The following is a 24,773-nucleotide window of genomic DNA, read 5'->3' as shown; positions in this document are numbered from 1 at the left end:
TAAGCATTTTGTTACATACTTTTAAAAGTGAGTGAGTTTTCTTAACTTTGCACTACTTAAAAAATAACAAATCAATTTAAAACAGTTACTACTATGGCATTCGATATTGATATGATCAAAAAGGCCTATGCTAACATGGCACATCGTGTTGACACGGCGAGAGACTTAGTTGGCAGACCTTTAACACTTTCTGAGAAAATTTTATACGCGCATTTATGGGAAGGAACACCAACCAAGGTGTTACAACGAGGTAAAGATTATGTAGATTTTGCGCCAGATAGAGTGGCATGTCAGGATGCTACGGCGCAAATGGCCCTATTGCAATTCATGCACGCCGGTAAACCAAAAGTGGCTGTACCAACAACCGTTCACTGCGACCATTTAATTCAAGCAAAAGTAGGCGCAGAAGCAGATTTAAAAAGAGCCAAAGAAACTAGTAATGAGGTTTTTGATTTTTTAGAATCGGTTTCCAATAAATACGGTATAGGTTTTTGGAAGCCCGGTGCCGGAATTATTCACCAGGTGGTTCTTGAAAATTACGCATTCCCCGGAGGAATGATGATTGGTACAGATTCGCATACCGTTAACGCCGGTGGTCTTGGAATGATTGCCATAGGTGTTGGTGGTGCCGATGCTGTGGATGTAATGGCCGGTATGGCATGGGAACTTAAATTCCCTAAATTAATTGGTGTGAAATTAACCGGTAAACTTTCCGGTTGGACAGCGCCTAAAGATGTAATTTTAAAAGTGGCAGGTATTCTAACCGTGAAGGGTGGAACCGGTGCTGTTATCGAATATTTTGGCGAAGGCGCAACATCTATGTCATGCACCGGTAAAGGTACTATTTGTAATATGGGTGCCGAAGTAGGCGCTACAACCTCAACTTTTGGTTATGACGAATCAATGGATAGATACCTGCGTTCAACCGATAGAGCAGACGTTGCCGATGAGGCTAACAAGATAAAATCTTATCTTACCGCAGACCCCGAGGTTTACGCCAATCCTGAAGCTTATTTCGATCAGGTGATTGAAATTAATTTATCTGAACTAGAACCGCACCTTAACGGACCATTCACGCCCGATTTGGCAACACCAATTTCTAAAATGGCTGAGGCTGCAAAGGAAAACGACTGGCCTTTGAATGTTCAGGTAGGTTTGATAGGTTCTTGTACCAACTCGTCTTACGAAGATATTTCAAGAGCAGCATCGCTGGCTAAACAGGTATCGGATAAAAATTTAAAAACCAAATCAGAGTTTACCATAACACCGGGTTCTGAACAGGTAAGATTTACCATTGAGCGTGACGGATTTATAGATATTTTTGATAAAATTGGTGCCAAAGTTTTTGCAAATGCGTGCGGACCGTGCATTGGAATGTGGGACAGATATGGTGATAAAGCAGCCGACGGACCTAGAAATACCATCGTACATTCGTTTAACCGAAACTTTGCAAAACGTGCAGACGGTAATCCTAATACATTGGCATTTGTTGGCTCTCCTGAACTGGTAACTGCCATCGCTATTTCGGGTAGATTAGACTTTAATCCAATAACCGATACTTTAATCAATGAAGATGGTGAAGAAGTAAGATTAGACGAGCCCAGAGGCTACGAATTACCGCCTTTAGGATTTGCCGTTGAAGATGCCGGTTATATTGCGCCCGCCGAAGACGGAAGCCATATCAACGTTAAGGTAAGTACCGAGTCTGAAAGACTTCAACTCTTAGCGCCATTTAAACCAATAGGAAATAAATTACAAGGTGTTAAACTCTTAATTAAAGCTTTTGGAAAATGTACCACAGACCATATTTCTATGGCCGGCCCATGGTTGAGATATAGAGGTCATTTAGATAACATCGCTAATAATACCTTAATTGGCGCGGTTAACGCTTTTAACAAACAAACCAATTTTGTTAAAAATCAACTAACCGGTGAATACGGTGGTGTACCCGATGTACAGCGTGAATACAAAAAAGCCGGTATTTTTTCAATAGTAGTTGGTGATCATAATTATGGTGAAGGCTCTTCTCGTGAGCACGCCGCCATGCAGCCAAGACATTTAGGTGTGGCTGCTGTGTTGGTAAAGTCGTTTGCCAGAATTCACGAAACTAACCTGAAAAAGCAAGGGATGTTGGCATTAACCTTTGCCAATGAAAATGACTACGATTTAATTCAGGAAGACGATATCTTCAACTTTTTAGATTTAGATGCTTTTGCGCCGGATAAACCTTTAACCATTGAGCTAGTTCATAAAGACGGCAGTAAAGATGCTATTACAGTTAATCACACTTATAACAATGCTCAAATAGCATGGTATAACGAAGGATCGGCCTTAAATTTAATTAAAAAGCAAAATGCTTAATAAATAAATATCATTAATAAAGCCTCCGAAAATCGGGGGCTTTTTTTTTATTTTTGAGTCAATTTTAAAATATAATGACAGACGAGAAAAGCAGGGGTAAAAAATCATCGGGTAGAGGCTTTAATATAGTATTATTAGTGATTTTGGTATTGCTAATCATTCCGCAAACGCGTCAACCAATTCAAGTGGGTCTTCACAAAGTTTTAGGGCTCTTTGGACCGGGTTTTAAATCGGTTGAAAAGGCTGAAACCATTTCTGATTATAACTGGACTTTGCAAAGCGAATCAGGCGAGTTATTCAAATTTAACGATGCCAAAGAAAAAGTAATTGTCATAAATTTTTGGGCTACCTGGTGTCCGCCGTGTATCGCAGAAATGCCAAGTTTAGACAAACTTTATCAAGCTTACCAAGACGATGTGGTGTTTTTATTTGTTTCGAATGAAGACCTAGATAAACTTCAAAAATTTAAAGAAAAGCACAATTATCAATTTCCGGTTTACAAAGCCGCCACGAAACCGCCTTCAGAATTTAATATCAATTCGATACCCCGAACTTTTGTTATTAATAAAAGCGGTAAAATTTTAGTAGATAAAACCGGCGCTGCTAACTGGTTTAGTGATGGTTTTAAAGAAAAGTTAGACCAACTCTTAAGAGAGTAGTTATTTCTTGAAATATTTCATAGGAACGAATAACATCCCAAAATTCTCGCTTTCCTGTTTACCTAAGTGTTTGTGATGAATTTTATGAGCACGTCTTACACCTCGGGCATAAGCATTGTCAATGTTTCTCAGCCACTTAAATCGTTGGTGAATAAAAATATCATGAACAATAAAATAGGCAAGGCCATAGGCCATTATTCCAATACCTATGGGCAGGAAATACCATAAATTGTGTTCGCCCCAAAAATACCAGCAACCCATGCTCACCACAGCGTAGAAAATAAAGAACAAATCATTGCGCTCAAACCAGCTGTCGTGGTCTTTGAGGTGATGGTCTCTGTGTAAAGACCATAAAAATCCATGCATGATATATTTATGTGTGAACCATGCATTAAATTCCATTATTAAAAATGTGCCTAGAAATATCAGTATCCAGAGTAAAGTTTGCATAATTAATTTTAAATCAAATTTAATTGATATTTCACATAACTTCTCGTTAAAAGTTCCACTTTTTTATAATTTGGAACTCTAATTCTGGCCGATTTAATTTTAATAGCGGGTGTGTCTTTAAGCTTTTCAAGTAATTTATTGTAATATCTGTAAGCCATAAAAACACCAAATCTGGCTTCTAATGGTAATTTTTTAATACCCTCTAGACCTTTTTGAAAATCGGCTTCTATATCTTGAATGATGATTTGTTTTGATGTTTCATCTAAATGATTTAAGTCGGTGTTTGGGAAGTAGGTACGACTTAAGTCTTCAAAGTCTGCTTTTAAATCCCTTAAGAAATTAACTTTTTGAAAGGCCGAACCCAAACTCATGGCCGAATCTTTCAATTCGTCATACTTCTGTTGATCGCCCTTCACAAACACTTTCAAGCACATTAGCCCTACAACATCCGCCGAGCCATAAATGTAGGCTTTGTATTCTTCTTCGGTTAAGTAAGTTTGTTTATGAAGGTCTAAATGCATGCTCTTCATAAATGCATCCACCAAATGTTTATCTATGTCGTATTTATGATAGGTTTCTTGAAATGAGTTTAATATAGGGTTTAAACTTATTTTATTAATCAGCGCGTGTTCAAGGTCTTCAGAAAATCTGTCGAATAAGTCTTTTTTATTGTAATCGTGAAACGTATCAACAATTTCATCGGCAAATCTTACAAAACCGTAAATGTTGTAAATATCCTGGCGAATTGACTCTGAAAGCATTTTTGTTGCCATAGAAAATGAAGTGCTGTAAGATTGGGTAACCAACTTACTGCACTGTCTTGAAACCGAATCGAATAATGTTTTCATTTGTAAATGCCTTTTTTAATTAATACAGACGCTGCTTAATTATTTTTAAACTGTTTTGTGATCAACTCTGAAACCAGTTTCCCTGAAATCAATGAAGGTGGTACTCCCGGACCGGGAACGGTTAACTGACCGGTAAAAAAGAGATGTTCTACTTTTTTACTGATTAATTTGGGTCTTAGAAATGCTGTTTGTAATAGCGTATTGGCCATTCCGTAGGCATTTCCTTTGTAAGAATTGTACTGCTCAATAAAATCGTTCACACAAAATGCGTCTCTAAATATAATATTATTTTTTACTTTTTGCTTGGTTAAGGTTTCAAATCTGTTAATTATGATGTCGAAGTATTGATTTCTTAACGCTTCGGTGTCTTCCAATCCGGGCGCAATAGGAATTAAAAAGAAACCTGTTTCACAATCTTCCGGTGCCATACTTTTGTCGGTAACAGAAGGAAAGTTAGCGTAAAACAACGGATTATCAGGCCATTTAGGTGTATCGTAAATATCTATGGCATGCTGTTCAAAGTCGGTATCAAAAAATAAATTATGGTGTTCAATATTGTTTAGCTTTTTATCAAATCCAATGTAAAACAACAGGGATGAAGGCGCGAAAGTTTTTTTGCTCCAGTATTTTTCTGAATACTGTCTATGTGTTTCATCCAATAATGTTTCAGTATGATGATAGTCTGCGCCGCTCAATACAACATCAAAATACTTTTCCTCTTTGTTAACTACAATACCAGCCGCTTTTTTGTCTTTAACAATAATTTTTTCAACGTTGCTGTTAATGTTAATCTTAACGCCTAATTCAGTTGCCAAAGCAGTCATGGCCTTGATAATTTCGTACATGCCACCTTTTGGATGCCAGGTTCCGAGACCAAAATCGGCAAAGTTCATAAAACTGTAGAACGACGGTGTTTTATTGGGTTTTGCACCTAAAAATAATACAGGAAATTCTAAAGTCGAAATTAGTTTAGGATTTTTAAAGTTCTTTCTAACCTCGCTGCTAATAGTTTTAAAAAACTGATCTACCCGGGTTACAGTCTCAGGCGTTACTAACTCAAAAGGTGATAATCCCGGCCTTAAAACCACTTTATTGATAGCAATATCGTAATGTTCTTGTGCCCGCTTTATAAATTTTCGAAGCGGTTTTGAGCTACCGGTTTCAATGCGTTCAAACTCGTCACATATTTTATCCATGGTATCACCAATGGTGATTTGTTCATCGTGAAAAAATATTTTATAAGCCGGACTTAGTTTGTCCAGTTCGTAATAGTTGGATACTGTCTTTCCGAAATCATTAAAAAATTTCTCAAATATATCCGGCATCCAATACCAGCTTGGTCCTATGTCGAAAGTAAATCCTTGTTTAATTAGTTGACGCGCTCTGCCTCCGGTTGTACTATTTTTTTCAAATATTTCAACACCAAAGCCTTGCTTCGCCAAATAGCATGCTGCTGAAAGCGAAGAGAAGCCGGAACCTATAATTGCTATTGTTGTTTTCATGTCTAACAAATGTAGCAAAAAGTTAAACAGGGATGTAAGAAATTCAAACTTTTACAAATCTTTAACTAGGTGGTCTATAGATTTGAAGGCTTTCATGTTTTTTGGCAGCTTATTCAAATCGATGGCGTTGAGCATTCGTCCTAAAACCCAAAATTTAACATGAGAATTTACCAATAATTTGCTTGCAATATCTTGTATATATTGTTGAATCTCTTCTTTTTCAGGTTTTACGGTGAAATAAGAAACAAAAGTCACATCATCGTAATAATTGGTAATTTCTATAAGGCTGTCAATTGGTACACTTTGACCGAGAAAAATTGAATGATGACCATTGGCTACAATCTCGTAGTTAATGTACATCAACCCTAATTCATGAACTTCGTTATCGGGTAAATAGAGTATAAATGTTTTATCACTTGTTTCTGACGTCGCCTGAATATTCTCGGTGTTGATCAGAATTTTTTGTCTAATCAGAGAAGTTAAAAAGTGTTCATGTGCGGGCGTTATGGTGTCGGTTTGCCACAATAAGCCCAATTCTGTTAAAAGCGGAATAAAAATAGTGTAAAAGATATCTCGAAAACCCATTTCGCTTTCTAAACGCTCGTATGTTCTATAAAATAAAACCTGATCAAAGTTTAACATGGCCAGCTTAAAAGAATTGATGGCATGGCTGTTTAGGTTTGTTTCTGTCGCTATTTTTCTTACTGTTTCCGGAATTTTTCCTTCTTCCAGGGTGGCTATTTTAGATATTTTATAACCATTGTTATTAAGGTAGCTAACGTTCAATAGTTTCTGAAAATCTGAAAGGTCGTAGTATCTTATATTGGTATCGGTTCGCTTAGGAGAAAGTAAATTGTAACGCTTTTCCCATATCCTTATGGTATGCGCTTTTATCCCTGTTAGATTTTCTAAATCTTTTATACTAAATTTACTTTTAATGTTGTTCATTTTAAATGCTGAAAAGTTAAACAAAATTACATTAATTTTTCAATCAATGCGACTGTTTAACATTTTTTAAAAAAAATGGTTGTAGAAATTTCGTTTGAGGATAAATGAGGCACAGAAAAAATAAAAAAAGTGACTCAAAAATTTGTTTAGTGCGCACGAGAAGACTCGAACTTCCACGACCTAAGCGGTCATTAGGCCCTCAACCTAACGCGTCTACCAATTCCGCCACGTGCGCTTTTTAGGTAAAGATAAAAAAAAAGCTAAGCATAAGCTTAACTTAATGTGACCTGGCTGGGACTCGAACCCAGGACCCTCTCCTTAAAAGGGAGATGCTCTACCAACTGAGCTACCAGGTCAGGTTTTTCTTTCGAGGGTGCAAATATAGAATCTTTAATTTACTTTCCAAATGTTTTTAAATGTTAATTTTTTGTTTTTTTATTGAAGCTATTTTTTGTTCATTTGAATAATTAAATTGTTGGTTAATGATTGTTTTTTTGATAGGATATATGGGTTGCGGAAAGTCTACTGTTGGAGAAATACTTGCGAATAAAATTCAATATAGGTTTATGGATTTTGACAACTATTTGGAAGATTCAATCGGAATGTCCATCACCGAAACCTTTAAACAAAAGGGAGAAATATTTTTTAGAAAGCAAGAATATTTACACTTAGAAAAGCTTTTAGAATTAGATCATTATGTGGTGGCTTTGGGTGGTGGCACGCCGTGTTATGGAGATAACATAACAAGACTCACCGGTGCGAATAATGCTAAGGTTATCTATTTAAAGGCTTCTGTAAATACACTAACAGACCGCTTATATCCCGAAAAATCAAAAAGACCGCTTATAAGTCACCTCGATAGTAAAGAAGCATTAAATGATTTTATACGGAAGCATCTTTTTGAGCGAAATTATTACTACAACCAGGCGCAAGCTACTATTAATATAGACAACCTTACTCCACAACAAGTTGCAGACAACATAATAGAGATTTTAAGTTAGGAAGGCTTCAAATGGTTGTTTATCAAGCACAACTTCTACATGTTCGTTGATGGATGTAGACAGCGATATGCCTTTAAAATCTGCTTTTACCGGAAACTTCTTGTGATTTCTGTTAACAAGTACTGCTGTTTTAAATTGTTTTAAAGGCACATTTAAAAAATGTTTAACGCCGTAGATAAGCGTACTGCCCGAATTTAGTACGTCGTCAATTAAAACCAAAGATTTGTTTTGATAATGCTCAGGAGATACATCGGTAACAACAGGTAAGTGCGGATGTTTTTTATCGACAGAAACCTTGCATAATTCTATGTTTAAATCCGATATTTCGGTTAGTAAATTTTTAATTTTTTCTGCAAGCAAATAACCGTTATCGGCAATTCCCGCTAAAACTATATGACTTTCGTTGGCGTTACTTTCATAAATTTGATAGGCGATACGTCTTAATTTATGTTCAATTTCGCGCTCGTTTAATATAACCTGCTTATTAGAAATCATTAGACTTTTCTTTTTTCAAAGATAATAAAGAGTTCTTTGTTTTCACGCGATGGTTCAGAATTGTAGCAGCGTTCCATAGTTTTCAAATTGAAGCCGATGTTAAATAAATTTTGATATTCGCTCAAACTGCCACCAAATGGTGGTCCTTTTTCGGTAAGCGGAAAATCAAACAAAAGTCCGGCAATTTTCCCGCCGTTATGAAGCAATTCAGCAGATTTTGTAGCATAAGTTTTACGGATTGACGGCGCTAATGCACAAAAAAATGTTTGTTCTATAATAAGATCAAATGTTATGTTTAGCTCAAAAAAGTTGCCTAAAATAATTTGATTATCAGGAAATTCCGGTAATCTGTTTTTGAAATTAATTAAGGGCACAGGCGCTATATCAATAATATATATATTTTCAAAACCAGAATGCCATAAGTACTCAGCTTCATAGCTATTACCGGCACCGGGGATTAAAATATTTAAATCTTTATTGTCGAGTTGGTCGATATAGGCTTTAATTGGTTGTGAAACATGTCCAAGATCCCATCCGGTTTCATCGGTTTTGTAGCGTTGGTTCCAGTAATCGGCGTTAAAAGTCAACATCTGGTTCATCTGTAAAATCGTCTATATCTCTTCGGTCTTTTTTGGTTGGCCTACCTGTTCCTTTTTTCCTGTAATACTCTTTTGAATATTTTAACAACTCTAATGCCTCATAGGCTTCTTTAGGAGTAAGATCGGTTCTGTAGATGTCAACCAATTTGGCTCCCAATCTGTTTTCAGGGATGTCGTTCACCTTTAGTTTGTAGTTGATTTGATTTTTTCGCAATTCAATTTCGTCTAATGGATAGACCTCACGACTCGGCTTCACAACCTGTCCGTTTATCTTAATATGGCCTTTTTTAACGGCTTCGGTAGCCATGTTTCTAGTTTTATAGTACCGTACACACCATAAGTATTTGTCTATTCGCATATTATTTTTACCAAAAACTACGTTAAGTATTCAGTGCAAAAATGTTATAAAATTGTATCTTGCACGCTCAAATTTAAGCAATAATACATTTAGATTAAAACGCCGTAATGGCAACATAAGAATAATGATGAACAAAACGAAAAAATTTGGAGGACTATTAATTGCTGTTTTTATAGTTGTTGGTATTTCGTGCTCACCCGATGATCCCGACTTTCAACCGGTACCTGAAAGAGACAGAACTGAACAACAAATTGTTGATAACGATTCGCTTGTAGGATATCTCCAAACGCACTACTACAACTTTTCTGAGCTGCAGGCACTTAATAACATTACAGTTGCAGATATTACAATTACCGAACTACCAAAAGATGACAATGGTAACTATTTGCCGCTTCCGGATCCGAATGAAAACCGAATCCTTTGGGGTGATGCTAATTTGGTGACTAAAACCACCACTTTTCAAGACGTTGAATACACTTATTATATTTTAAATTTAAATCAGGGTAGTGGAGAGGGTCGTCCTAATTTTTCTGATGCGGTTAGAGTTAGATATTCAGGAAATTTGCAAAACGATTTTATTTTTGATAGTACTCCAAGTCCAATAGTCTTTGATTTAACCAACGTCATACCGGGATGGAACAGAGTATTACCGGAATTCAACGCCGCAGAAACTTTTAGTATCAATACTGATGGTACGGTTCAATATTTTAATTATGGCGTAGGTGTGATGTTTATTCCTTCGGGATTGGCTTATTTTGCTACACCACCGGTGGGCGTTCCTTTTTATTCTAATCTCATTTTTAAATTTGAATTATTTCAAACTGAAGTTCTCGACCATGATAATGACGGTGTGCCGTCTTATATGGAAGACTTAAACGGGGATTTTAATTTATTTAATGATGATACAGACGGTGATCGTATTCCAAATTATTTAGACTCAGACGACGATGGAGATGGTGTACCAACCAGACAAGAAATTATTATTCGCGAAGACGGCACCATCGAGTTCCCTGATTCTAATGACAACGGAACACCGGACTATCTGGATCCGACCTGGCCGGAGGATTCATAAATAATCAAAAAAAATGTCGCTCATTCGAGCGACATTTTTTTTAAAACAGTTTTATAGAAAGACTCAGAATTAATTGCTCCGGTCTGGTATCTAGTCTGCCACCTACTCCTAAATTATTATCTAAAAATGTACCTTCATTTTCGCTAAATCCGCGTTCATATCTTAGGTCAATTCCAAAGGAGTTAAAATTAACACCAATACCAAAGTTTAAACCTATTGAAAAATCGTTTTCAATGTTGTCAATTGTAACACCTTCAAATTCGGTATCAAGTATGTATTGAAAAGACGGACCGGCAAACACGTGCAAAGGACCAATTATTTTTAACCCCACCAGAATTGGAGCATCCAGTTTAGACATATCAAATGTACCACTGTTGTAATCACTTTTGGTTTTTGTATAAACCAATTCGGGTCTCAGGTAGACCTTATTACCAATTTTTCCGAAAATCCCTAAATGATAACCGAAGGTATTATCAGGATTTTCAAAATTGGTTGAAATAGAATTAAAGTAATCGCCGTTACCGTTGTAATTTAAGCCGCCCTTAATTCCAAAGCCACTACCATTTTGAGACATACCAACAAGGCCAAATAGTGTAATAAAACAAGTTGTTAAAAAAAGTTTTTTCATGATATCGTTTATTTATTTAACAATTAAAGTAGCAATAACCCTACCAAATAAATATATATATCTTATAACGCTTAATTAATTCACTTATTTTCTGCTGATTACTTTTTGCGCTTTTTCAATAATGGCTGCGCTGTTGAGTTGGTATTTGTCCATTAACTGTGCCGGTGTGCCGGACTCTCCAAAAGTATCGTTGGTAGCTACAAATTCTTGGGGCGCCGGATGGTTTAAACTAAGCACTCTGGCAACACTTTCACCCAAACCACCTAAATAGTTGTGTTCCTCGCAAGTAACCACGCAACCTGTTTTTTTAACCGATTTTAAAATGGCTTCATCATCTAAAGGTTTTATGGTGTGAATATTAATAACCTCGGCCGAAATGCCCAATTCATTTAAAGTTTTGGCAGCTTCTAGCGCTTCCCAAACCAAATGCCCAGTAGCTAAAATGGTGACATCGCTACCATCTATTAAATGCAGTGCTTTACCAATTTCAAAAGTTTGATCTGCCGGTGTGAAATTAGGGACACTGGGTCTACCAAATCTCAAATAAACCGGACCGTAATGTTCCGCAATAGCAATGGTTGCTGCCTTGGTTTGGTTGTAATCGCATGGATTGATAACCACCATTCCGGGAAGCATTTTCATTAAACCAATATCTTCGAGGATTTGATGGGTAGCACCATCTTCGCCCAGCGTAACGCCGGCGTGAGAGGCGCATATTTTTACATTCTTATGTGAGTAGGCAACACTCTGTCTTATTTGATCGTAAACACGACCGGTGGAAAAATTAGCAAAGGTTCCTGTAAACGGGATTTTACCGCCAATGGTCATACCTGCGGCAATCCCAATCATGTTAGCTTCAGCGATTCCAACCTGAAAAAAACGTTCAGGATGGTTCTCTTGAAAGACTTCCATTTTTAATGAACCGGTTAAATCGGCACAAAGTGCCACCACATTAGGGTTGGTTTTACCTAGTTCGGTTAATCCGGCTCCAAATCCGGAGCGTGTATCTTTATTTCCTGTGTTTGTAAATGTTTTCATATACATGTCCGCGAAAGCGGGTATCTTTTGATTCAACTTCTATATTAATTTTCTAGTAATCTCCAATAGTTTCGGCATTTTGCGCTAACCCAACGGCCAATTGCTCGTCGTTTGGTGCCTTACCATGCCAGGCATGCGTGTGCATCATAAAATCTACACCATTACCCATAACGGTTTTAAGCAATACACATACCGGTTTGCCTTGGCCCGTTTTTGATTTGGCAGTTTGCATACCTTCAATAATGGCTTCAATTGAGTTACCTTCATCAATTTCAATCACCGTCCATCCAAATGCTTCGAATTTGGCCTTGAGATCTCCCATGTACAACACATCGTCTGTAGAACCATCTATTTGTTGACCATTTAAATCAACAGTTGAAATTAAATTATCAATTTTATTGGCGGCGGCATACATAATGGCTTCCCAATTTTGGCCTTCCTGCAATTCACCATCACCGTGTAAACTGTATATTAAATGAGAATCGTTATTTAATGTTTTAGTTTGTGCAGCGCCAATGGCAACCGACATACCCTGACCCAAAGATCCTGAGGCTATTCTAATACCCGGCAAACCTTCATGGGTTGTTGGGTGACCTTGCAGCCGAGAATTAATGAGTCTAAAGGTGTTGAGTTCATCAATATTAAAGTATCCGGCTCTTGCCAGCACACTATAAAAAACAGGTGAGATATGACCGTTAGAGAGAAAAAATAAATCTTCTCCTTCGCCATTCATGTTAAATTTTGGGTTGTGTTTCATGATGACATTATACAAAACCACGAAAAACTCGGTACAACCAAGTGATCCACCGGGATGCCCCGAGTTTACTTTGTGCACCATTCTCAAAATATCTCTTCGGACCTGAGTAGTTAAATCTTTTAAATAAGGGATGTTAGAATTCATTGTGTTGTTAAAATTTTGATGCCTCAAAAGTAAAGGTTTTAAAAGCATCGATTGTTGATTTGTTAATAGTTTTTGATAATTTTTTTCAGTCAAATCTAAACCTTCAAAATGCTGTTTTATGCTTGTTATTTCAATTGAATTAATTTATTGGAATGATGTAAAATAGTTAAATTTGTATATCAGATATAATTATCTATGAAAAGTCAATTAGACGATAAAGATTTTAAAATTCTCAACATTTTACAGAAAGATTCCACCATCTCGGTGAAAGAGGTGGGTAACTTAATCGGACTTTCATTTACGCCAACTTATGAGCGCATAAAGAATCTCGAAAAGCAACAAATCATTCAAAGGTATGTGGCGCTTGTTGACAGGCAGAAATTAGGTATTGGTTTAATTGCCTATTGCAATATCACCATGAAGGAACAGTCAAAAAAAACCTTGGAGAATTTTGAAGCAGCCATTGTTAAACACCATCAAATTTTAGAAGTGGTGAGCACATCGGGTACTTACGATTTTATGCTTAAAATCTATGCTGATGATATTGATTCTTACAACGATTTTATCGTGAATGTCATTTCAGATATTCCAAACATTGGGCAATACCACAGCTTTATTGTTTTAAATGAAGTGAAAAAAAGTACGGCCTACATCAAGCAGTTACCAACTTCAAAAAAGAACGGCTGATTTTATTCTTCAAATTTGATGAGCACACTGTTCATTTGCGCCTCAATGTGGTGATTGCAAAGGTTGCCAATACTGCCTTCGTGCGAATGCTTTACATTAAAGTTGGGTTCAAAATGACCGTTTTCAATCTCTAAACCAACTTTTTTATAGGCATCTCTAAATGCCACACCATTTAATACTTCCTCATTGACTTGCTCTACGCTAAACATATATTTGTAGATATTTTGGTTAACGGTATCTGTTTTTATCTCTACATGTTGAAGCATAAAATGCAGCATTTCTAAACATTCTTTTAAGCTGTCAATCGCCGGAAACAAACATTCTTTGGTTAATTGTACGTCGCGGTGATAACCCGAAGGTAAATTGTTGATTAAAATCGTAATTTCATTGGGCAAAGCCTGAATCCTGTTGCATTTGGCACGCATTATTTCAAACACATCCGGGTTTTTTTTATGCGGCATAATGCTACTGCCGGTAGTTAACGAATCGGGAAATGCAATGAACCCGAAATTCTGACTCATATACAAACAGCTGTCGTAAGCAAATTTAGCCAAAGTGGCTGCAATGGTTGCCAAAGCCATGGCCAACACTTTTTCAGATTTTCCACGGGTCATTTGTGCGTAAACCACGTTGGTATTCATGGTTTTAAATCCCAAAAGTTCGGTGGTAAGTTGTCTGTTTAACGGAAAAGACGAGCCATAACCGGCACCGGAACCTAACGGATTTTTATTTACCACGTTGAAGGCCGCCAGCAATACTTCCATATCGTCGGTTAAGCTCTCGGCATAAGCCCCAAACCACAACCCGAAAGACGATGGCATGGCTACTTGTAAGTGGGTATAGCCCGGAAGCAACACGTCTTTATGTTGATTGCTTAAATCAATCAATTGCTCAAATAACTTCCGGGTGAGATTTTTGATATCTAAAATTTCAGCTTTAAAAAACAACTTGAGGTCTGTTAACACCTGATCGTTTCTTGAGCGGCCACTGTGTATTTTTTTTCCGACATCGCCAATGCGTTTGGTGAGTAAATGCTCAACTTGCGAGTGCACATCTTCAATACCGCTTTCAATGATAAAAGTACCGGATTCAATGTCTTCGAGAATTATATTTAATTCTTTTTGAATTTGTTGCCATTCTTCTGCGGTAAGCAAGTTGATACTGCACAACATTTCGCAGTGTGCCAGGGAGCCCAAGACATCGTATTTGGCGAGTTTTAAATCAAAATCAATGTCGTTTCCAACGGTAAAAGCCTCAACTTTTTGGGAGTGTTCCAAATTGCTTTCAGCTTTTTTTTGCCATATTTTTTGAGACATAGTTTTAGGTTTTATTTGTTTTTTACGCGTGTTATTTTAATAATTGAACAAGCGTGTCGTGGTAAATTTTAATACCTTCTTTTATTTCATTTAAAAATATATACTCATCGCTGCTGTGTGATCTGGTGGATAATCCCGGGCCCATTTTTAAAGAGATACACGGTATAACGGCCTGATCAGACGAAGTAGGTGAGCCGTAATAGCTGCGGCCAATAGCTAAACCGGCTTTAACAAATGCATGATCCAATGGCATGTGCGATGAGTTGAGTCGTAATGAGCGCGGTGTGACCTCACTGTTTACGTGAGATTTTATAATATTGAGAACCTCCAGGTTTGAATACAGTTCGGTAGTGCGCACATCTACCGTAAATTTACAACTATTGGGCACTACATTGTGTTGCGTCCCGGCATTGATGATGGTGACAGTCATTTTAACTTCGCCCAGCAACGGGGAGACTTTTTCAAATTTATATTTTGAAATCCATTCAATATCGGTCATGGCATTAATAATGGCATTGTCATTATTAGGGTGCGCCGCATGAGATGAGGTTCCTTTGGCTTCACAATCTAGCACTAAGAGACCTTTTTCGGCGATTGCTAATTGCATTTCGGTTGGTTCACCAACAATGGCAAAATCTATAGGACCTAGTTTGTTGTAAATAGATTCAATACCATTGAGGCCCGATATTTCTTCCTCGGCGGTGGCGCTGATAATAAGGTTGTAATTAAGATTGGGCTGATCGTAAAAATATAAAAACGTGTGAATTAGCGATACCAAACATCCGCCGGCATCGTTACTGCCAAGGCCGTATAATTTGCCATCTTTTTCAATGGGTTCAAACGGATTTAAAGTATAATTAGAATTGGGATTTACAGTATCGTGATGTGAGTTGAGTAATATGGTAGGTTTGTCGCTATTGAAATGCTTATTAAATGCCCAAATATTATTATCTGAACGATGGGTTTTTATACCATGGTTATTTAAAAATTTCTCAATACAGTCGGCAGTTTGCGCTTCCTCTTTGCTGAAAGACGGTATACTAATAAGCTGTTTTAACAAACTTAAAGCGCTGTTATAGAGTTGATGTAATTCTTGTTCCGTCATTGCTGTTATGGTTGATGTGATTTTTTAATTGAGAAGCATGCAGTATTCTCACTTCTTGAACGCCATTATTGAGGGCAAAAAAACAATTATCCATTTTCGGAATCATGCCGTCTTTTATAATACCGCTATTCACATAGGTTTGAAACATACTTTCATCAATTTCGGGTATCACCGAGTCATCCTGATCTGCGTTTAAAAGTACCCCATTTTTTTCGAAGCAGTATATGAGTTTTACTTTAAAATGGTTGCTCATGCTGCAGGCAATTTGAGCGGCAATGGTATCGGCATTGGTGTTTAGCAATTGTCCGTTGCCATCGTGGGTAATGGCACATACCACCGGTGTTAAATCTTGTTCAAGAAATACTTGTAAGGTTTTATTCTGAATATGAGCGTAATCAACATCTCCAACAAACCCGTAATCAACCGGTGTTGCCGATCTTTTTGAGGCTTTAATGATGTTGGCATCTGCGCCTGACAGGCCTATGGCATTAACCCCCGATTTTTGTAAACCTGCAACAATGGTTTTATTGATATAACCTGCATACACCATGGTGGCTACTTTTAAGGTTTCGGCGTTGGTAATGCGTCGGCCATGCACCATTTGCTGCGGAATATTTAATTGTGAAGCCATTTGTGTCGCCAGTTTTCCGCCGCCGTGAACAAGGATAAAAGGCGTTTTTAACCGGGATAGATCCTCTAAAAACAATGCCAAATCTGTTTCACTGTCTATAATATTTCCGCCTATTTTAATAATATTAAGTTGCATGTGTTAATATATTTTGAAGTACTACCTGTGCGGCGTAGGTTCGGTTGTTGGCTTGTTCGTAAATTAACGAATTGGCGCTGTCTAAAACTTCGTCGCTCACTTCTAAATTACGTCTAACCGGCAAACAATGCATGATTTTGGCATTATTGCTAATGCGCAGTTTGTTGTTGGTGAGCATCCAGTCTTCTTCAACGGGTAAAATTTTTCCGTAATTATTAAACGACGACCAGTTTTTTACATACACAAAGTCGGCGTTTTCCAAAGCCTTTTGTTGGTTGTATTCAATGGCGGCATTTCCGGTAAATTTGGGGTCTAACTCATAACCTTCGGGATGCGTAACAACCAATTCGCATGGCATTTTATGCATCCATTGTGCGAATGAATTGGCCACAGCCTGAGGCAAGGCTTTGATGTGCGGTGCCCAGCTAAGAACAACTTTAGGGAAACTATTTTTAGCGCTATGCTCGGCAATGCTAATACAGTCTGCCAGACTTTGCAACGGGTGCAGGGTGGCCGACTCTAACGAAATTACCGGCACCGTAGCGTAGGTTTCAAAAAGCATATAAACTTTTTCTGAGGTGTCTTCTGCCTTGTCCTGTAAACCGGCAAAACATCTAATGCCAATGATATCGCAATAGGTACTGAGAACTCTTGCGGCATCTTTTATATGTTCAACAGTGTTGCCATTCATAATGGTGCCATCATTAAATTCCCAGTTCCAGCTGTCTTGAGTTACGTTTAAAACAATGCTTTCCAGACCTAAATTCTGAGCTGCTTTAACCGTGCTGATGCGTGTTCTTAAACTTGAATTTAGAAACACCAGTCCTATGGTTTTTCCTTTTCCCAAATGTTGTTGCGCCAGCGGCTGCTGTTTTAATTGACGCGCCTGTTTGATGAGGTTATCGAGATTTGGTACGTCGTTTACCGAAAAAAATCGTTTCATGATAATACAGTTAATTTAGCTAGCTCTTTGAAAGCCATTATAAATTCATCCAGTTCTTTGGTGCTGATGTTAAGTGTTGGTAAAATACGCAGGGTATTTGCACACGAAGCGTTACCCGTAAGTATGTGATAATTGTTGAGTAATGCTTTTCTGAATTCGGCACAAGGCTCATTAAGTTCAATACCAATCATCAAACCTTGATAGCGAATTTCTTTAATACCGGGTAAATCTTTTAAGGCATTCACCAGGTAATCTCCCATTAAAGTGGCATTTTGCATGAGTTGCTCTGTTTCAATCACCTCTAAAACCGATAAGGCAGCGGCGCAAGCCAGATGATTACCGCCAAAGGTGGTGCCTAGCATGCCAAATTGTGCTTCTATCTTAGGGGAAATCAGCACACCACCAACCGGAAAACCGTTACCCATACCTTTGGCTACCGTAATGATATCGGGCTTTACACCGGCATGTTGATGAGCGAAAAATTGACCGGTTCTTCCAAATCCGGACTGAATTTCATCGCAAATGAAAATGGCGTCATTTTCGTTGCAAAGGCTTTGAATGTTTTGTAAAAATGAAGGTTCGGGTATTTGTACACCGCCAACCCCTTGAATGCCTTCTATGATCACCGCAGCTATGTCATGATTTTTAAAGGCTTCTTCTAAAGACTGATGGTTGTTAAACGGCAGAAACAAAAAATTGTCGGTTTCGTTAACGGGTGCGATAATTTTTTTGTTGTCTGTTGCAGCTACTGCCGCGGCGGTACGTCCGTGAAACGCTTTGGTAAAACAGATGATTTTCTTTTTACCCGTGTGAAAAGAGGCTAATTTTATGGCATTTTCATTGGCTTCGGCACCCGAATTACACATAAAAAGAGTGAAGTCTTCATAGCCTGAAAGTTCGCCTAATTTTTTGGCGAGTTGTTCTTGAATTGGTATTTGAACCGAATTGGAGTAAAAGCCAATGTCTGCCAATTGCTGAGATACCTTTTTAACATAGGTGGGATGACTGTGACCAATGGATATAACAGCATGTCCGCCGTACAAATCCAGATATTGTTCGCCGGTATCTGTCCATAGATGCGCGCCTTTGGCTTTTACAAAGTTTAAGGGGAATAAGGGATATACTTTAAATAACTCCATGAGTAATTTGTTTTAACATTAAATAATTGAGCACCAAAATTTGAAGGCTTTTCAAGGCCGCGTTAGTGATAGCAGTGGCAGCCTTTTGCAGCTGAAAGCTTAACTTTTTAGGCTTGTAAAGTGCGACCGCAGGAAGCGCCTTTAACAGCCATAAAAAGTAGCTTGAAGCAAAAAAGCTAGAACGGATAGCCCGTATAAACGCCCTGATATTGTTAACCAATTGTTGCATTAATAAACCGATGCTTTTAGTTTTAAACCTGTGTGAACAGGCCAGTTAAACATTAAATTCATATTGTGGACGGCCTGGCCCGATGCGCCTTTGATGAGGTTGTCGATGGCGCTGTGTATTACCAATTGGTGATCTACTTTTTCCAGATGGATCAAACACTTGTTGGTGTTAACCACTTGCTTTAAATCGATATTTTGAGTTGATACATGTACAAATGGGTTGTTGCTGTAAAAGTCATTGTACAACTCTTGTATTTGGTTAATATCAAAATGGATACTCACAGTGCTGCTTGTAAAAATACCACGTGTGAAATCGCCGCGCCAAGGCACAAAATGCAGATCAATGCGTTGTTTGTTGAGCGGTTGCAAAGTGTGTAAAATTTCTTCAACGTGCTGATGCTGCAAGGTTTTGTAAGCCGAAATATTATTGTTACGCCAGGTGAAATGGGTGGTTGGCTGCAACGAGACGCCGGCACCTGTTGAACCCGTGATACCTGTGGTATTGACCGTGTTTAGCAACTGCGCCTGTGCCAGTGGTAAAAGGGCCAGCTGAATGGCGGTGGCGAAACATCCGGGATTGGCCACCAGTTGCGACCCGCTGATGTGTTCTTGATGCACTTCGGGCAGTCCATAGGTAAATTGGCCCAGGGCGCTGTTGTTTTTAATGCGGAAATCGTTACCCAGGTCTATAACTTTGGTATTGGTTGGAATGGAATGCGTTTCGAGCCAAATGTTACTTTGCTTGTGCGGTAAACACAGGAAAATAAGGTCGGCACCGGTTTGAAAATCTTCAGTGAATTTAATATTAATATCCCCCTTTAAATCAGGAAAAACATCGCTTATAGCCGTACCGGCGTGGGTTCGGCTGGTAGCAAAGGCGATATTGACATTGGAATGATGCACCAATAATCGCAATAACTCGCTGCCCGTATAGCCTGCGGCGCCAATAATTCCGATAGTTGCTTTTTGAGTCATTTTAATAACTTTGATTGATTTGATGGTAAATTTTCAGGGAATTGCTCACAATTTTAGAGTAACCTTTAACGTCGTCGCCACTCCATGCCAGGTTCATTTCGCCATAGCTACCGTATTTAGAAGCCATTAAATCGTTGGGCGATGAAATGCCGTTTAAGATAAAGCGGTAAGGTTTGAGGGTTACAAAAACAGTACCGTTAACGGTGTTTTGAGAGGCGTTTAAAAAGGCCTCCATGTCTCTCATCACCGGATCTAAAAACAAGGCTTCGTGCAGCCAGGTACCGTAATTTTCGGCCAGCTGTGTTTTTACTTGCAGTTGAAATTTAGACAAGGTGTGTTTTTCAAGCAAATGGTGTGCCTTAATGGTAATCAAGGCTGCTGCAGCTTCAAAACCTACACGGCCCTTGATACCCACAATGGTATCGCCCACATGGATATCTCTGCCTATGGCAAAAGGTGCCGCCAAAGTTTCCAAATACTGAATGGCCTGGGTTGGGTGTGAAAATTCTTTGTTATTAACGCCAATGAGCTCACCTTTTTTAAAGTGAAGTGCGATGTCTTGTTGGTCGTTTATTGATTTTTGAAGCTGATTCGTAAAAGCCTCTTCAGGTAAATTTTGATGAGAGGTCAGGGTTTCTTTACCACCAACCGAAGTGCCCCAAAGTCCTTTATTGACTGAGTAGGCCGCTTTTTCAAAATCCATGTCCACGCCATTAGCCTTTAAATAGGCTATTTCAGCCTCACGTGATAATTTTAAATCTCTGATGGGTGTGATGATGTCTATTTGCGGACAAAGAATATGAAATATCACATCAAATCTCACCTGATCGTTGCCGGCACCTGTACTGCCATGCGCAATGGCATCGGCATTGATTTGGTTGGCATAGTTGGCAATTTCCTGCGCCTGAATGGTGCGCTCGGCACTTACCGAAAGCGGGTAGGTGTGATTTTTAAGCACATTGCCATAAATGAGGTATTTAACACAGCTGTCGTAGTACGACTCAACGGCGTTGACACAGGTGTATGAACTCACGCCCAGCTCTAAAGCGCGTTTTTCGATGCCTTTAATATCTTCATCATTAAAGCCGCCGGTATTAACGGTAATGGCGTGTACTTCGTAACCTAATTCTTTTGATAAATAGATGGCGCAGTAAGAGGTGTCCAATCCGCCGCTATAGGCCAATACTAATTTTTGCATGATTTATGTATTTTGTTTTTTTCTCAGGCTTAAATATCTCAGTGGTAAGATAGACTTCCAGGTGAGTTTTTTGCTGCTTGGGTTTTCGGTTAATCGCAATTCGGGTTTTATTTCTTTTTTAGGGTCGTAGAGCATGGCGGTACAAATGCAATTCTTACGTTCTTTCGACATTAAAATTTCGTAATTGATGCAGGTTTTGCAGCCATTCCAGAATTTTTCGTCCTGGGTTAATTCAGAGTAGGTAACCGGCTGATACCCCAACTGAAAATTAAGTTTCATCACTGCCAGTCCGGTGGTGAGTCCGAAAATCTTAGCCACCGGATATTTTTGTCTCGATAAATCAAAAATGGCTTTTTTGATAAGGCGAGCCAATCCCTGATTTCTGAATTTTGGCGCCACAATCAATCCTGAGTTGGCCACAAAACGGTCGTGGTCCCAGCTTTCGATATAGCAGAAACCGGCCCATTCGCCTTGTTCGGTAATGGCAACAATGCCTTTACCGCTTTCCAGAATTTTTTGAACATACTCCTCAGAGCGTTTGGCAATTCCGGTACCTCTAACTTTTGCAGACGCCTCAATTTCGGTAATGATGGCATCGCAATACTTGAGATGTTTTGAAGAAGATACTTCGAGTTTAAATTGATAGGTTTCCATGTAGCGTCAACAATAAAATAAGTCGCCAAAATTAGATACTTATTGCAATAAAATAACAATATACAGATTATTATTTTATTAAATATCATTAAAATAGTTATAATATCTTATATTATGATTATTATAGATATAATTAATTATAAATATCTTTAGATAACTCTAAAAACAGATAAATCATCTAACTATGAGAGTTAGGGCAAGGGCTTAGGTAAATTTAGAAAGTAGCGTTATTATTGGTGTTTTTTGTAAAAAGTTAATTCGTGGCCGGCTTTTTTTGTTTGCCCCACGCCCTAAAGGGTGGAAAAAGCTTAGATAGATATGGCTTAAATACACCCCTAAGGTCCCCTCAAGGGGACAATTCATATAAAGATAACTCGTACAAATCTTTTAACTTCTAATATTTTATATGTTACGTCACAGCTTTTTTTGCTCGCCTACGCCTTCGCTAAAGCTCCCATGCCAGAGGCAGGCAGGCGGCGGACAAGCTGGTCCTAAAGGGTGGAGACCCGCCTGACCGGCTGGCAGGAAAAGCTTAGATAGATATGGCTTTAAGAAGTTAACCTGTTTCATGGACTTACAGATATACGGTTTAGGTGGTGAGTGGTTAGTAGAGTTGGGAAATGGGGTGGATGAGGTTGCTTCACCCCAACAAGTTGCGGAGAGGTTAATAGAGTTGGGAAATGGTGTGGATGAGATTGCTTCACCCCCAACGAAGTTGTGGGTTCGCAATGACCGTCCTTGTTACGCTAGATTTGGCTTGGACGTATCGTCCATCTAAAGGCCAAACAGGCAATAACTACAAAAACAACAATAGGGAGTCATTGCGAGGAACGAAGTGACGAAGCAAACAACAAACGGGGGTTATTGCGAACCCGAAGGGTGAAGCAATCTCACCGAGTTAGGAGAATCTGTCTTGTGTACCGAACTGCCAAGCTACCAACCTTTAAACTTCGAATCTCGCAAGTACCATTTTATTCCTTATTTTTGTAAAACAACAACCTGTAAAAATGGAACAGCAGCTTTTATCCCGCTTTTCAAAAAACCTGTTTTGGGACGCCGATTTGAACGAATTAGATGTTGAAAAACACGGTTCTTATATTGTCAACAGGGTGTTAGATCGCGGTCGATGGGAAGACTGGCTTTTTATTCGTGATGAGTTATATGGGTTGGAAAAAATAAAACACATCGCACTAGATTTACGCAGTTTGCTTCCGCAATCGCTGGCCTTTATTGCCACAGTAACCAGAACCCCCGAAAATCAATTCAGATGTTACAAACAAACACGGTCGAAAAGTCCACATTGGATTTATTGATTAAATTGCAATCCATTCCTTTGCTGAGTCATCTGCGGCTGGTTGGAGGTACCGCACTCGCACTGCAAATAGGTCACAGAAAATCAATTGACTTAGATTTTTTTGGAACAATTGAAGAAACAGGTTTGGAAATTACCCACGAGATTAAACAATATGGCATTGTTAATGTTGAAATAATGTTAGACCGAAAGTCGATTAAAATGTTCACTATTGAGAATGTTAAAGTCGACATCGTTAATTATCCTTACGATTGGATTGATCCGCTCATTGAATCAGAAGGCGTAAAGATGGCAGGAAAAAAAGATATTGCACCTATGAAAATTGCAGCAATTACAAACAGAGGTTCTAAAAAGGATTTTGTGGATATTTACTTTCTGTTGCAAGAATTTTCTTTACAAGAACTGCTGCAGTTTTATTCAAACAAATTTCCCGATGCCTCTCCTTACAATGCGATAAGAAGTTTAGTTTACTTTGAAGACGCCGAACTACAGGTCATGCCCGAAATGGTCGTTCCGATAACATGGGAAGAAGTTAAGACCACCTTAAGGGCCGCTGTTGAAAAACTCTGAACACTTTTCTAATATTTTATATGTTACTGCATAGCTTTTTTTGATCGCCCTAGCCCTAAAGGGAACAAAAAAAGCTAAGATAGATATGGCTATAAGACACCCCTAAGGTCCCCTCAAGGGGACAATTCATATAAAGATAACTCGTACAAAACTTTTAACTTCTAATATTTAACTTCTAATATCTCATTGAACTTTCCTGATTAGAGTTGACCTTCTTTTTTTATGTTGATTATTAAATAAATAAAAATTCATTATCTTAGCTTAGTGTTTTTGATAAACTTGTATCATGGAGATATTAACCATCGAAATAAAAAGTAGTAAAGTTTATAAACTTTTAAAAAGTTTAGAGGCCCTAAATCTTATTAGGGTTTTGAAAACGGACAAGCAACCTTCTCGTAAGTTGTCAAAAAAGTATGCTTCAAGCATACCTGGTAATGTTACAGATGAACTTCAGAGCCAAGTAGCAGAATCAAGAGCGTCATGGGGCGCGTAAATTATTTGTTAGATACCAACGCCATTATCGATTATTTAGGAGGAAGGCTTCCTGAAAATGGTATGTTATTTTTAGACGAGGTAGTTAATAATGTTCCACAGATTTCCTTTGTTACACATATTGAATTACTCAGTTTTAAATCAACCGAAAAACATGAGTCGATTTTAAAAGATTTTATTAACGATTCAGTAGTGCATTATATACATGCATCAATTACTGAAAAAACTGTTGATATTAGAAAAACCTATGCGATAAAGGTGCCTGATGCTATAATAGCAGCTACCGCCATACACCATAATTTGACTTTAGTAACACGTAATATTAAAGACTTTGATAAAATTCCGGATTTAAAGCTGTTAAATCCGCATTTAATTTGATTGGTTGAGTTACTTCTTGAGCTTTCTGATTTCAACCTAATAGTGATAAAATTCGCGAGCTCCGTAAAATCACTCGCCTGCCTGTCGGCAGACAGGAAGTGACGAAACTTTATCAATTCGCTAACTACCTTCAGTTCGAGTGAATGTTTG

Annotated in this window: 27 protein-coding genes and 2 tRNA genes; 9 read left to right on the top strand and 20 right to left on the bottom strand. The window is 38.2% G+C overall.

Going from position 1 to position 24,773, the window contains the following annotated elements; all coding sequences use genetic code 11:
* Nucleotides 1-93: 93 nt before the first annotated feature.
* Both FJ651_RS07025 and FJ651_RS07020 read left to right on the top strand, forming a co-directional pair.
* Nucleotides 94-2,361, top strand: a complete 2,268-nt coding sequence (locus FJ651_RS07025; protein ID WP_140989776.1) for an aconitate hydratase — start codon at nt 94-96, stop codon at nt 2,359-2,361.
* 74 nt (nt 2,362-2,435) lie between these two features.
* On the top strand, nt 2,436-3,020 hold the full coding sequence (locus FJ651_RS07020; RefSeq protein WP_140989775.1) for a TlpA family protein disulfide reductase: 585 nt from the start codon (nt 2,436-2,438) through the stop codon (nt 3,018-3,020).
* On the opposite strand, the gene FJ651_RS07015 is transcribed toward FJ651_RS07020, so the two are convergent.
* From FJ651_RS07015 to FJ651_RS06990, 6 genes are all read right to left on the bottom strand, one after another.
* Entirely contained in the window at nt 3,021-3,470 is a 450-nt protein-coding gene (locus FJ651_RS07015) for a sterol desaturase family protein (RefSeq protein WP_140989774.1), read from the bottom strand.
* Nucleotides 3,471-3,478: 8 nt separating this feature from the next.
* Complete coding sequence (locus tag FJ651_RS07010; RefSeq protein WP_140989772.1) at nt 3,479-4,318, bottom strand: phytoene/squalene synthase family protein; 840 nt, start codon at nt 4,316-4,318, stop codon at nt 3,479-3,481.
* 35 nt (nt 4,319-4,353) lie between these two features.
* Complete coding sequence (locus FJ651_RS07005) at nt 4,354-5,820, bottom strand: phytoene desaturase family protein (protein WP_140989771.1); 1,467 nt, start codon at nt 5,818-5,820, stop codon at nt 4,354-4,356.
* Nucleotides 5,821-5,871: 51 nt separating this feature from the next.
* Nucleotides 5,872-6,768, bottom strand: coding sequence for a MerR family transcriptional regulator (locus FJ651_RS07000; RefSeq protein WP_140989770.1), 897 nt, complete (start codon nt 6,766-6,768; stop codon nt 5,872-5,874).
* 150 nt (nt 6,769-6,918) lie between these two features.
* Nucleotides 6,919-7,003 (bottom strand) — tRNA-Leu (locus FJ651_RS06995).
* Between the two features lie 48 nt (nt 7,004-7,051).
* A tRNA-Lys gene (locus FJ651_RS06990) sits at nt 7,052-7,124 on the bottom strand.
* Between the two features lie 126 nt (nt 7,125-7,250).
* Between FJ651_RS06990 and FJ651_RS06985 the strand changes: the two genes are divergently transcribed.
* Nucleotides 7,251-7,769 carry a shikimate kinase gene (locus tag FJ651_RS06985; protein WP_140989768.1) on the top strand — a complete coding sequence of 173 codons (519 nt, stop codon included), beginning with the start codon at nt 7,251-7,253 and terminating at the stop codon, nt 7,767-7,769.
* Here FJ651_RS06985 and FJ651_RS06980 read toward each other — a convergent pair.
* The 3 genes from FJ651_RS06980 to FJ651_RS06970 are packed head-to-tail and all read right to left on the bottom strand — an operon-like array spanning nt 7,761 to nt 9,221.
* Nucleotides 7,761-8,264, bottom strand: a complete 504-nt coding sequence (locus FJ651_RS06980) for a phosphoribosyltransferase family protein (RefSeq protein ID WP_140989766.1) — start codon at nt 8,262-8,264, stop codon at nt 7,761-7,763. The two genes, FJ651_RS06985 and FJ651_RS06980, sit on opposite strands and share 9 nt — an antisense overlap.
* Entirely contained in the window at nt 8,264-8,863 is a 600-nt protein-coding gene (locus FJ651_RS06975; protein ID WP_246085328.1) for a TPMT family class I SAM-dependent methyltransferase, read from the bottom strand. Before FJ651_RS06975 ends, FJ651_RS06980 begins: the two co-directional genes overlap by 1 nt.
* Nucleotides 8,841-9,221, bottom strand: a complete 381-nt coding sequence (locus FJ651_RS06970; RefSeq protein ID WP_140989765.1) for an RNA-binding S4 domain-containing protein — start codon at nt 9,219-9,221, stop codon at nt 8,841-8,843. Before FJ651_RS06970 ends, FJ651_RS06975 begins: the two co-directional genes overlap by 23 nt.
* Before the next feature lie 124 nt (nt 9,222-9,345).
* Here FJ651_RS06970 and FJ651_RS06965 point away from each other — a divergent pair, with 124 nt between their 5' ends.
* Nucleotides 9,346-10,293, top strand: coding sequence for an FKBP-type peptidyl-prolyl cis-trans isomerase (locus tag FJ651_RS06965; RefSeq protein ID WP_140989763.1), 948 nt, complete (start codon nt 9,346-9,348; stop codon nt 10,291-10,293).
* A gap of 40 nt (nt 10,294-10,333) precedes the next feature.
* Here the strand turns inward: FJ651_RS06965 and FJ651_RS06960 are convergent, their stop codons facing one another.
* The 3 genes from FJ651_RS06960 to FJ651_RS06950 form a co-directional block, all read right to left on the bottom strand.
* Nucleotides 10,334-10,921 carry an outer membrane beta-barrel protein gene (locus tag FJ651_RS06960; protein ID WP_140989761.1) on the bottom strand — a complete coding sequence of 196 codons (588 nt, stop codon included), beginning with the start codon at nt 10,919-10,921 and terminating at the stop codon, nt 10,334-10,336.
* 84 nt (nt 10,922-11,005) lie between these two features.
* Nucleotides 11,006-11,959 (bottom strand): transketolase family protein, encoded by a 954-nt coding sequence (locus FJ651_RS06955; protein WP_140989760.1) that lies wholly within the window; start codon nt 11,957-11,959, stop codon nt 11,006-11,008.
* Between the two features lie 52 nt (nt 11,960-12,011).
* Nucleotides 12,012-12,860, bottom strand: a complete 849-nt coding sequence (locus FJ651_RS06950; protein ID WP_140989758.1) for a transketolase — start codon at nt 12,858-12,860, stop codon at nt 12,012-12,014.
* Between the two features lie 195 nt (nt 12,861-13,055).
* On the opposite strand from FJ651_RS06950, the gene FJ651_RS06945 reads away from it, so the two are divergent.
* The gene (locus FJ651_RS06945) at nt 13,056-13,547 is read left to right on the top strand and encodes an Lrp/AsnC family transcriptional regulator (RefSeq protein WP_140989757.1); all 492 of its coding nucleotides are present in this window, start codon (nt 13,056-13,058) and stop codon (nt 13,545-13,547) included.
* A gap of 2 nt (nt 13,548-13,549) precedes the next feature.
* Here the strand turns inward: FJ651_RS06945 and argH are convergent, their stop codons facing one another.
* The 8 genes from argH to FJ651_RS06905 all read right to left on the bottom strand — a co-directional run bounded on the left by argH (nt 13,550) and on the right by FJ651_RS06905 (nt 21,871).
* Nucleotides 13,550-14,863: an argininosuccinate lyase gene (argH, locus tag FJ651_RS06940; RefSeq protein ID WP_140989756.1), complete on the bottom strand. Its 1,314-nt coding sequence runs from the start codon at nt 14,861-14,863 to the stop codon at nt 13,550-13,552.
* A 31-nt stretch (nt 14,864-14,894) separates the two neighbouring features.
* Entirely contained in the window at nt 14,895-15,968 is a 1,074-nt protein-coding gene (locus FJ651_RS06935) for a M20 family metallo-hydrolase (RefSeq protein ID WP_140989755.1), read from the bottom strand.
* Nucleotides 15,937-16,734 (bottom strand): acetylglutamate kinase, encoded by a 798-nt coding sequence (gene argB / locus FJ651_RS06930; protein WP_140989754.1) that lies wholly within the window; start codon nt 16,732-16,734, stop codon nt 15,937-15,939. Before argB ends, FJ651_RS06935 begins: the two co-directional genes overlap by 32 nt.
* Nucleotides 16,724-17,677 (bottom strand): N-acetylornithine carbamoyltransferase, encoded by a 954-nt coding sequence (locus tag FJ651_RS06925; protein WP_140989753.1) that lies wholly within the window; start codon nt 17,675-17,677, stop codon nt 16,724-16,726. The genes argB and FJ651_RS06925 overlap by 11 nt, the downstream gene beginning before the upstream one ends.
* Nucleotides 17,674-18,816, bottom strand: coding sequence for an aspartate aminotransferase family protein (locus FJ651_RS06920; protein ID WP_140989752.1), 1,143 nt, complete (start codon nt 18,814-18,816; stop codon nt 17,674-17,676). The genes FJ651_RS06925 and FJ651_RS06920 overlap by 4 nt, the downstream gene beginning before the upstream one ends.
* A gap of 228 nt (nt 18,817-19,044) precedes the next feature.
* The gene (argC, locus tag FJ651_RS06915) at nt 19,045-20,019 is read right to left on the bottom strand and encodes an N-acetyl-gamma-glutamyl-phosphate reductase (RefSeq protein WP_140989751.1); all 975 of its coding nucleotides are present in this window, start codon (nt 20,017-20,019) and stop codon (nt 19,045-19,047) included.
* Between the two features lies 1 nt (nt 20,020).
* Complete coding sequence (locus tag FJ651_RS06910) at nt 20,021-21,217, bottom strand: argininosuccinate synthase (protein WP_216746102.1); 1,197 nt, start codon at nt 21,215-21,217, stop codon at nt 20,021-20,023.
* Between the two features lie 3 nt (nt 21,218-21,220).
* Nucleotides 21,221-21,871, bottom strand: a complete 651-nt coding sequence (locus FJ651_RS06905) for a GNAT family N-acetyltransferase (RefSeq protein ID WP_140989749.1) — start codon at nt 21,869-21,871, stop codon at nt 21,221-21,223.
* A 1,007-nt stretch (nt 21,872-22,878) separates the two neighbouring features.
* Between FJ651_RS06905 and FJ651_RS06900 the strand changes: the two genes are divergently transcribed.
* The 4 genes from FJ651_RS06900 (at nt 22,879) to FJ651_RS06885 (ending at nt 24,623) form a co-directional block, all read left to right on the top strand.
* Complete coding sequence (locus tag FJ651_RS06900; RefSeq protein ID WP_140989748.1) at nt 22,879-23,184, top strand: DUF6922 domain-containing protein; 306 nt, start codon at nt 22,879-22,881, stop codon at nt 23,182-23,184.
* A complete protein-coding gene (locus FJ651_RS06895; protein WP_140989747.1) occupies nt 23,139-23,753 on the top strand; it encodes a nucleotidyl transferase AbiEii/AbiGii toxin family protein in 615 nt (204 codons plus the stop codon). The genes FJ651_RS06900 and FJ651_RS06895 overlap by 46 nt, the downstream gene beginning before the upstream one ends.
* 286 nt (nt 23,754-24,039) lie before the next feature.
* Nucleotides 24,040-24,246: a hypothetical protein gene (locus FJ651_RS06890; RefSeq protein WP_140989746.1), complete on the top strand. Its 207-nt coding sequence runs from the start codon at nt 24,040-24,042 to the stop codon at nt 24,244-24,246.
* Complete coding sequence (locus FJ651_RS06885) at nt 24,234-24,623, top strand: type II toxin-antitoxin system VapC family toxin (RefSeq protein WP_140989745.1); 390 nt, start codon at nt 24,234-24,236, stop codon at nt 24,621-24,623. Before FJ651_RS06890 ends, FJ651_RS06885 begins: the two co-directional genes overlap by 13 nt.
* The last annotated feature ends 150 nt before the right edge of the window (nt 24,624-24,773 follow it).

The organism is Paucihalobacter ruber (assembly GCF_006494535.1).
Taxonomy (GTDB): Bacteria; Bacteroidota; Bacteroidia; order Flavobacteriales; family Flavobacteriaceae; genus Paucihalobacter; species Paucihalobacter ruber.
This window is presented reverse-complemented; position numbering and strand designations above follow the sequence as displayed.

Coding starts and splice junctions, on each gene's coding strand:
- FJ651_RS07025 (WP_140989776.1), top strand. CDS start 94: ATGGCATTCGATATTGATATGATCAAAAAGGCCTATGCTAACATGGCA.
- FJ651_RS07020 (WP_140989775.1), top strand. CDS start 2,436: ATGACAGACGAGAAAAGCAGGGGTAAAAAATCATCGGGTAGAGGCTTT.
- FJ651_RS07015 (WP_140989774.1), bottom strand. CDS start 3,470: ATGCAAACTTTACTCTGGATACTGATATTTCTAGGCACATTTTTAATA.
- FJ651_RS07010 (WP_140989772.1), bottom strand. CDS start 4,318: ATGAAAACATTATTCGATTCGGTTTCAAGACAGTGCAGTAAGTTGGTT.
- FJ651_RS07005 (WP_140989771.1), bottom strand. CDS start 5,820: ATGAAAACAACAATAGCAATTATAGGTTCCGGCTTCTCTTCGCTTTCA.
- FJ651_RS07000 (WP_140989770.1), bottom strand. CDS start 6,768: ATGAACAACATTAAAAGTAAATTTAGTATAAAAGATTTAGAAAATCTA.
- FJ651_RS06985 (WP_140989768.1), top strand. CDS start 7,251: ATGATTGTTTTTTTGATAGGATATATGGGTTGCGGAAAGTCTACTGTT.
- FJ651_RS06980 (WP_140989766.1), bottom strand. CDS start 8,264: ATGATTTCTAATAAGCAGGTTATATTAAACGAGCGCGAAATTGAACAT.
- FJ651_RS06975 (WP_246085328.1), bottom strand. CDS start 8,863: ATGAACCAGATGTTGACTTTTAACGCCGATTACTGGAACCAACGCTAC.
- FJ651_RS06970 (WP_140989765.1), bottom strand. CDS start 9,221: ATGCGAATAGACAAATACTTATGGTGTGTACGGTACTATAAAACTAGA.
- FJ651_RS06965 (WP_140989763.1), top strand. CDS start 9,346: ATGATGAACAAAACGAAAAAATTTGGAGGACTATTAATTGCTGTTTTT.
- FJ651_RS06960 (WP_140989761.1), bottom strand. CDS start 10,921: ATGAAAAAACTTTTTTTAACAACTTGTTTTATTACACTATTTGGCCTT.
- FJ651_RS06955 (WP_140989760.1), bottom strand. CDS start 11,959: ATGAAAACATTTACAAACACAGGAAATAAAGATACACGCTCCGGATTT.
- FJ651_RS06950 (WP_140989758.1), bottom strand. CDS start 12,860: ATGAATTCTAACATCCCTTATTTAAAAGATTTAACTACTCAGGTCCGA.
- FJ651_RS06945 (WP_140989757.1), top strand. CDS start 13,056: ATGAAAAGTCAATTAGACGATAAAGATTTTAAAATTCTCAACATTTTA.
- argH (WP_140989756.1), bottom strand. CDS start 14,863: ATGTCTCAAAAAATATGGCAAAAAAAAGCTGAAAGCAATTTGGAACAC.
- FJ651_RS06935 (WP_140989755.1), bottom strand. CDS start 15,968: ATGACGGAACAAGAATTACATCAACTCTATAACAGCGCTTTAAGTTTG.
- argB (WP_140989754.1), bottom strand. CDS start 16,734: ATGCAACTTAATATTATTAAAATAGGCGGAAATATTATAGACAGTGAA.
- FJ651_RS06925 (WP_140989753.1), bottom strand. CDS start 17,677: ATGAAACGATTTTTTTCGGTAAACGACGTACCAAATCTCGATAACCTC.
- FJ651_RS06920 (WP_140989752.1), bottom strand. CDS start 18,816: ATGGAGTTATTTAAAGTATATCCCTTATTCCCCTTAAACTTTGTAAAA.
- argC (WP_140989751.1), bottom strand. CDS start 20,019: ATGACTCAAAAAGCAACTATCGGAATTATTGGCGCCGCAGGCTATACG.
- FJ651_RS06910 (WP_216746102.1), bottom strand. CDS start 21,217: ATGCAAAAATTAGTATTGGCCTATAGCGGCGGATTGGACACCTCTTAC.
- FJ651_RS06905 (WP_140989749.1), bottom strand. CDS start 21,871: ATGGAAACCTATCAATTTAAACTCGAAGTATCTTCTTCAAAACATCTC.
- FJ651_RS06900 (WP_140989748.1), top strand. CDS start 22,879: ATGGAACAGCAGCTTTTATCCCGCTTTTCAAAAAACCTGTTTTGGGAC.
- FJ651_RS06895 (WP_140989747.1), top strand. CDS start 23,139: ATGTTACAAACAAACACGGTCGAAAAGTCCACATTGGATTTATTGATT.
- FJ651_RS06890 (WP_140989746.1), top strand. CDS start 24,040: ATGGAGATATTAACCATCGAAATAAAAAGTAGTAAAGTTTATAAACTT.
- FJ651_RS06885 (WP_140989745.1), top strand. CDS start 24,234: ATGGGGCGCGTAAATTATTTGTTAGATACCAACGCCATTATCGATTAT.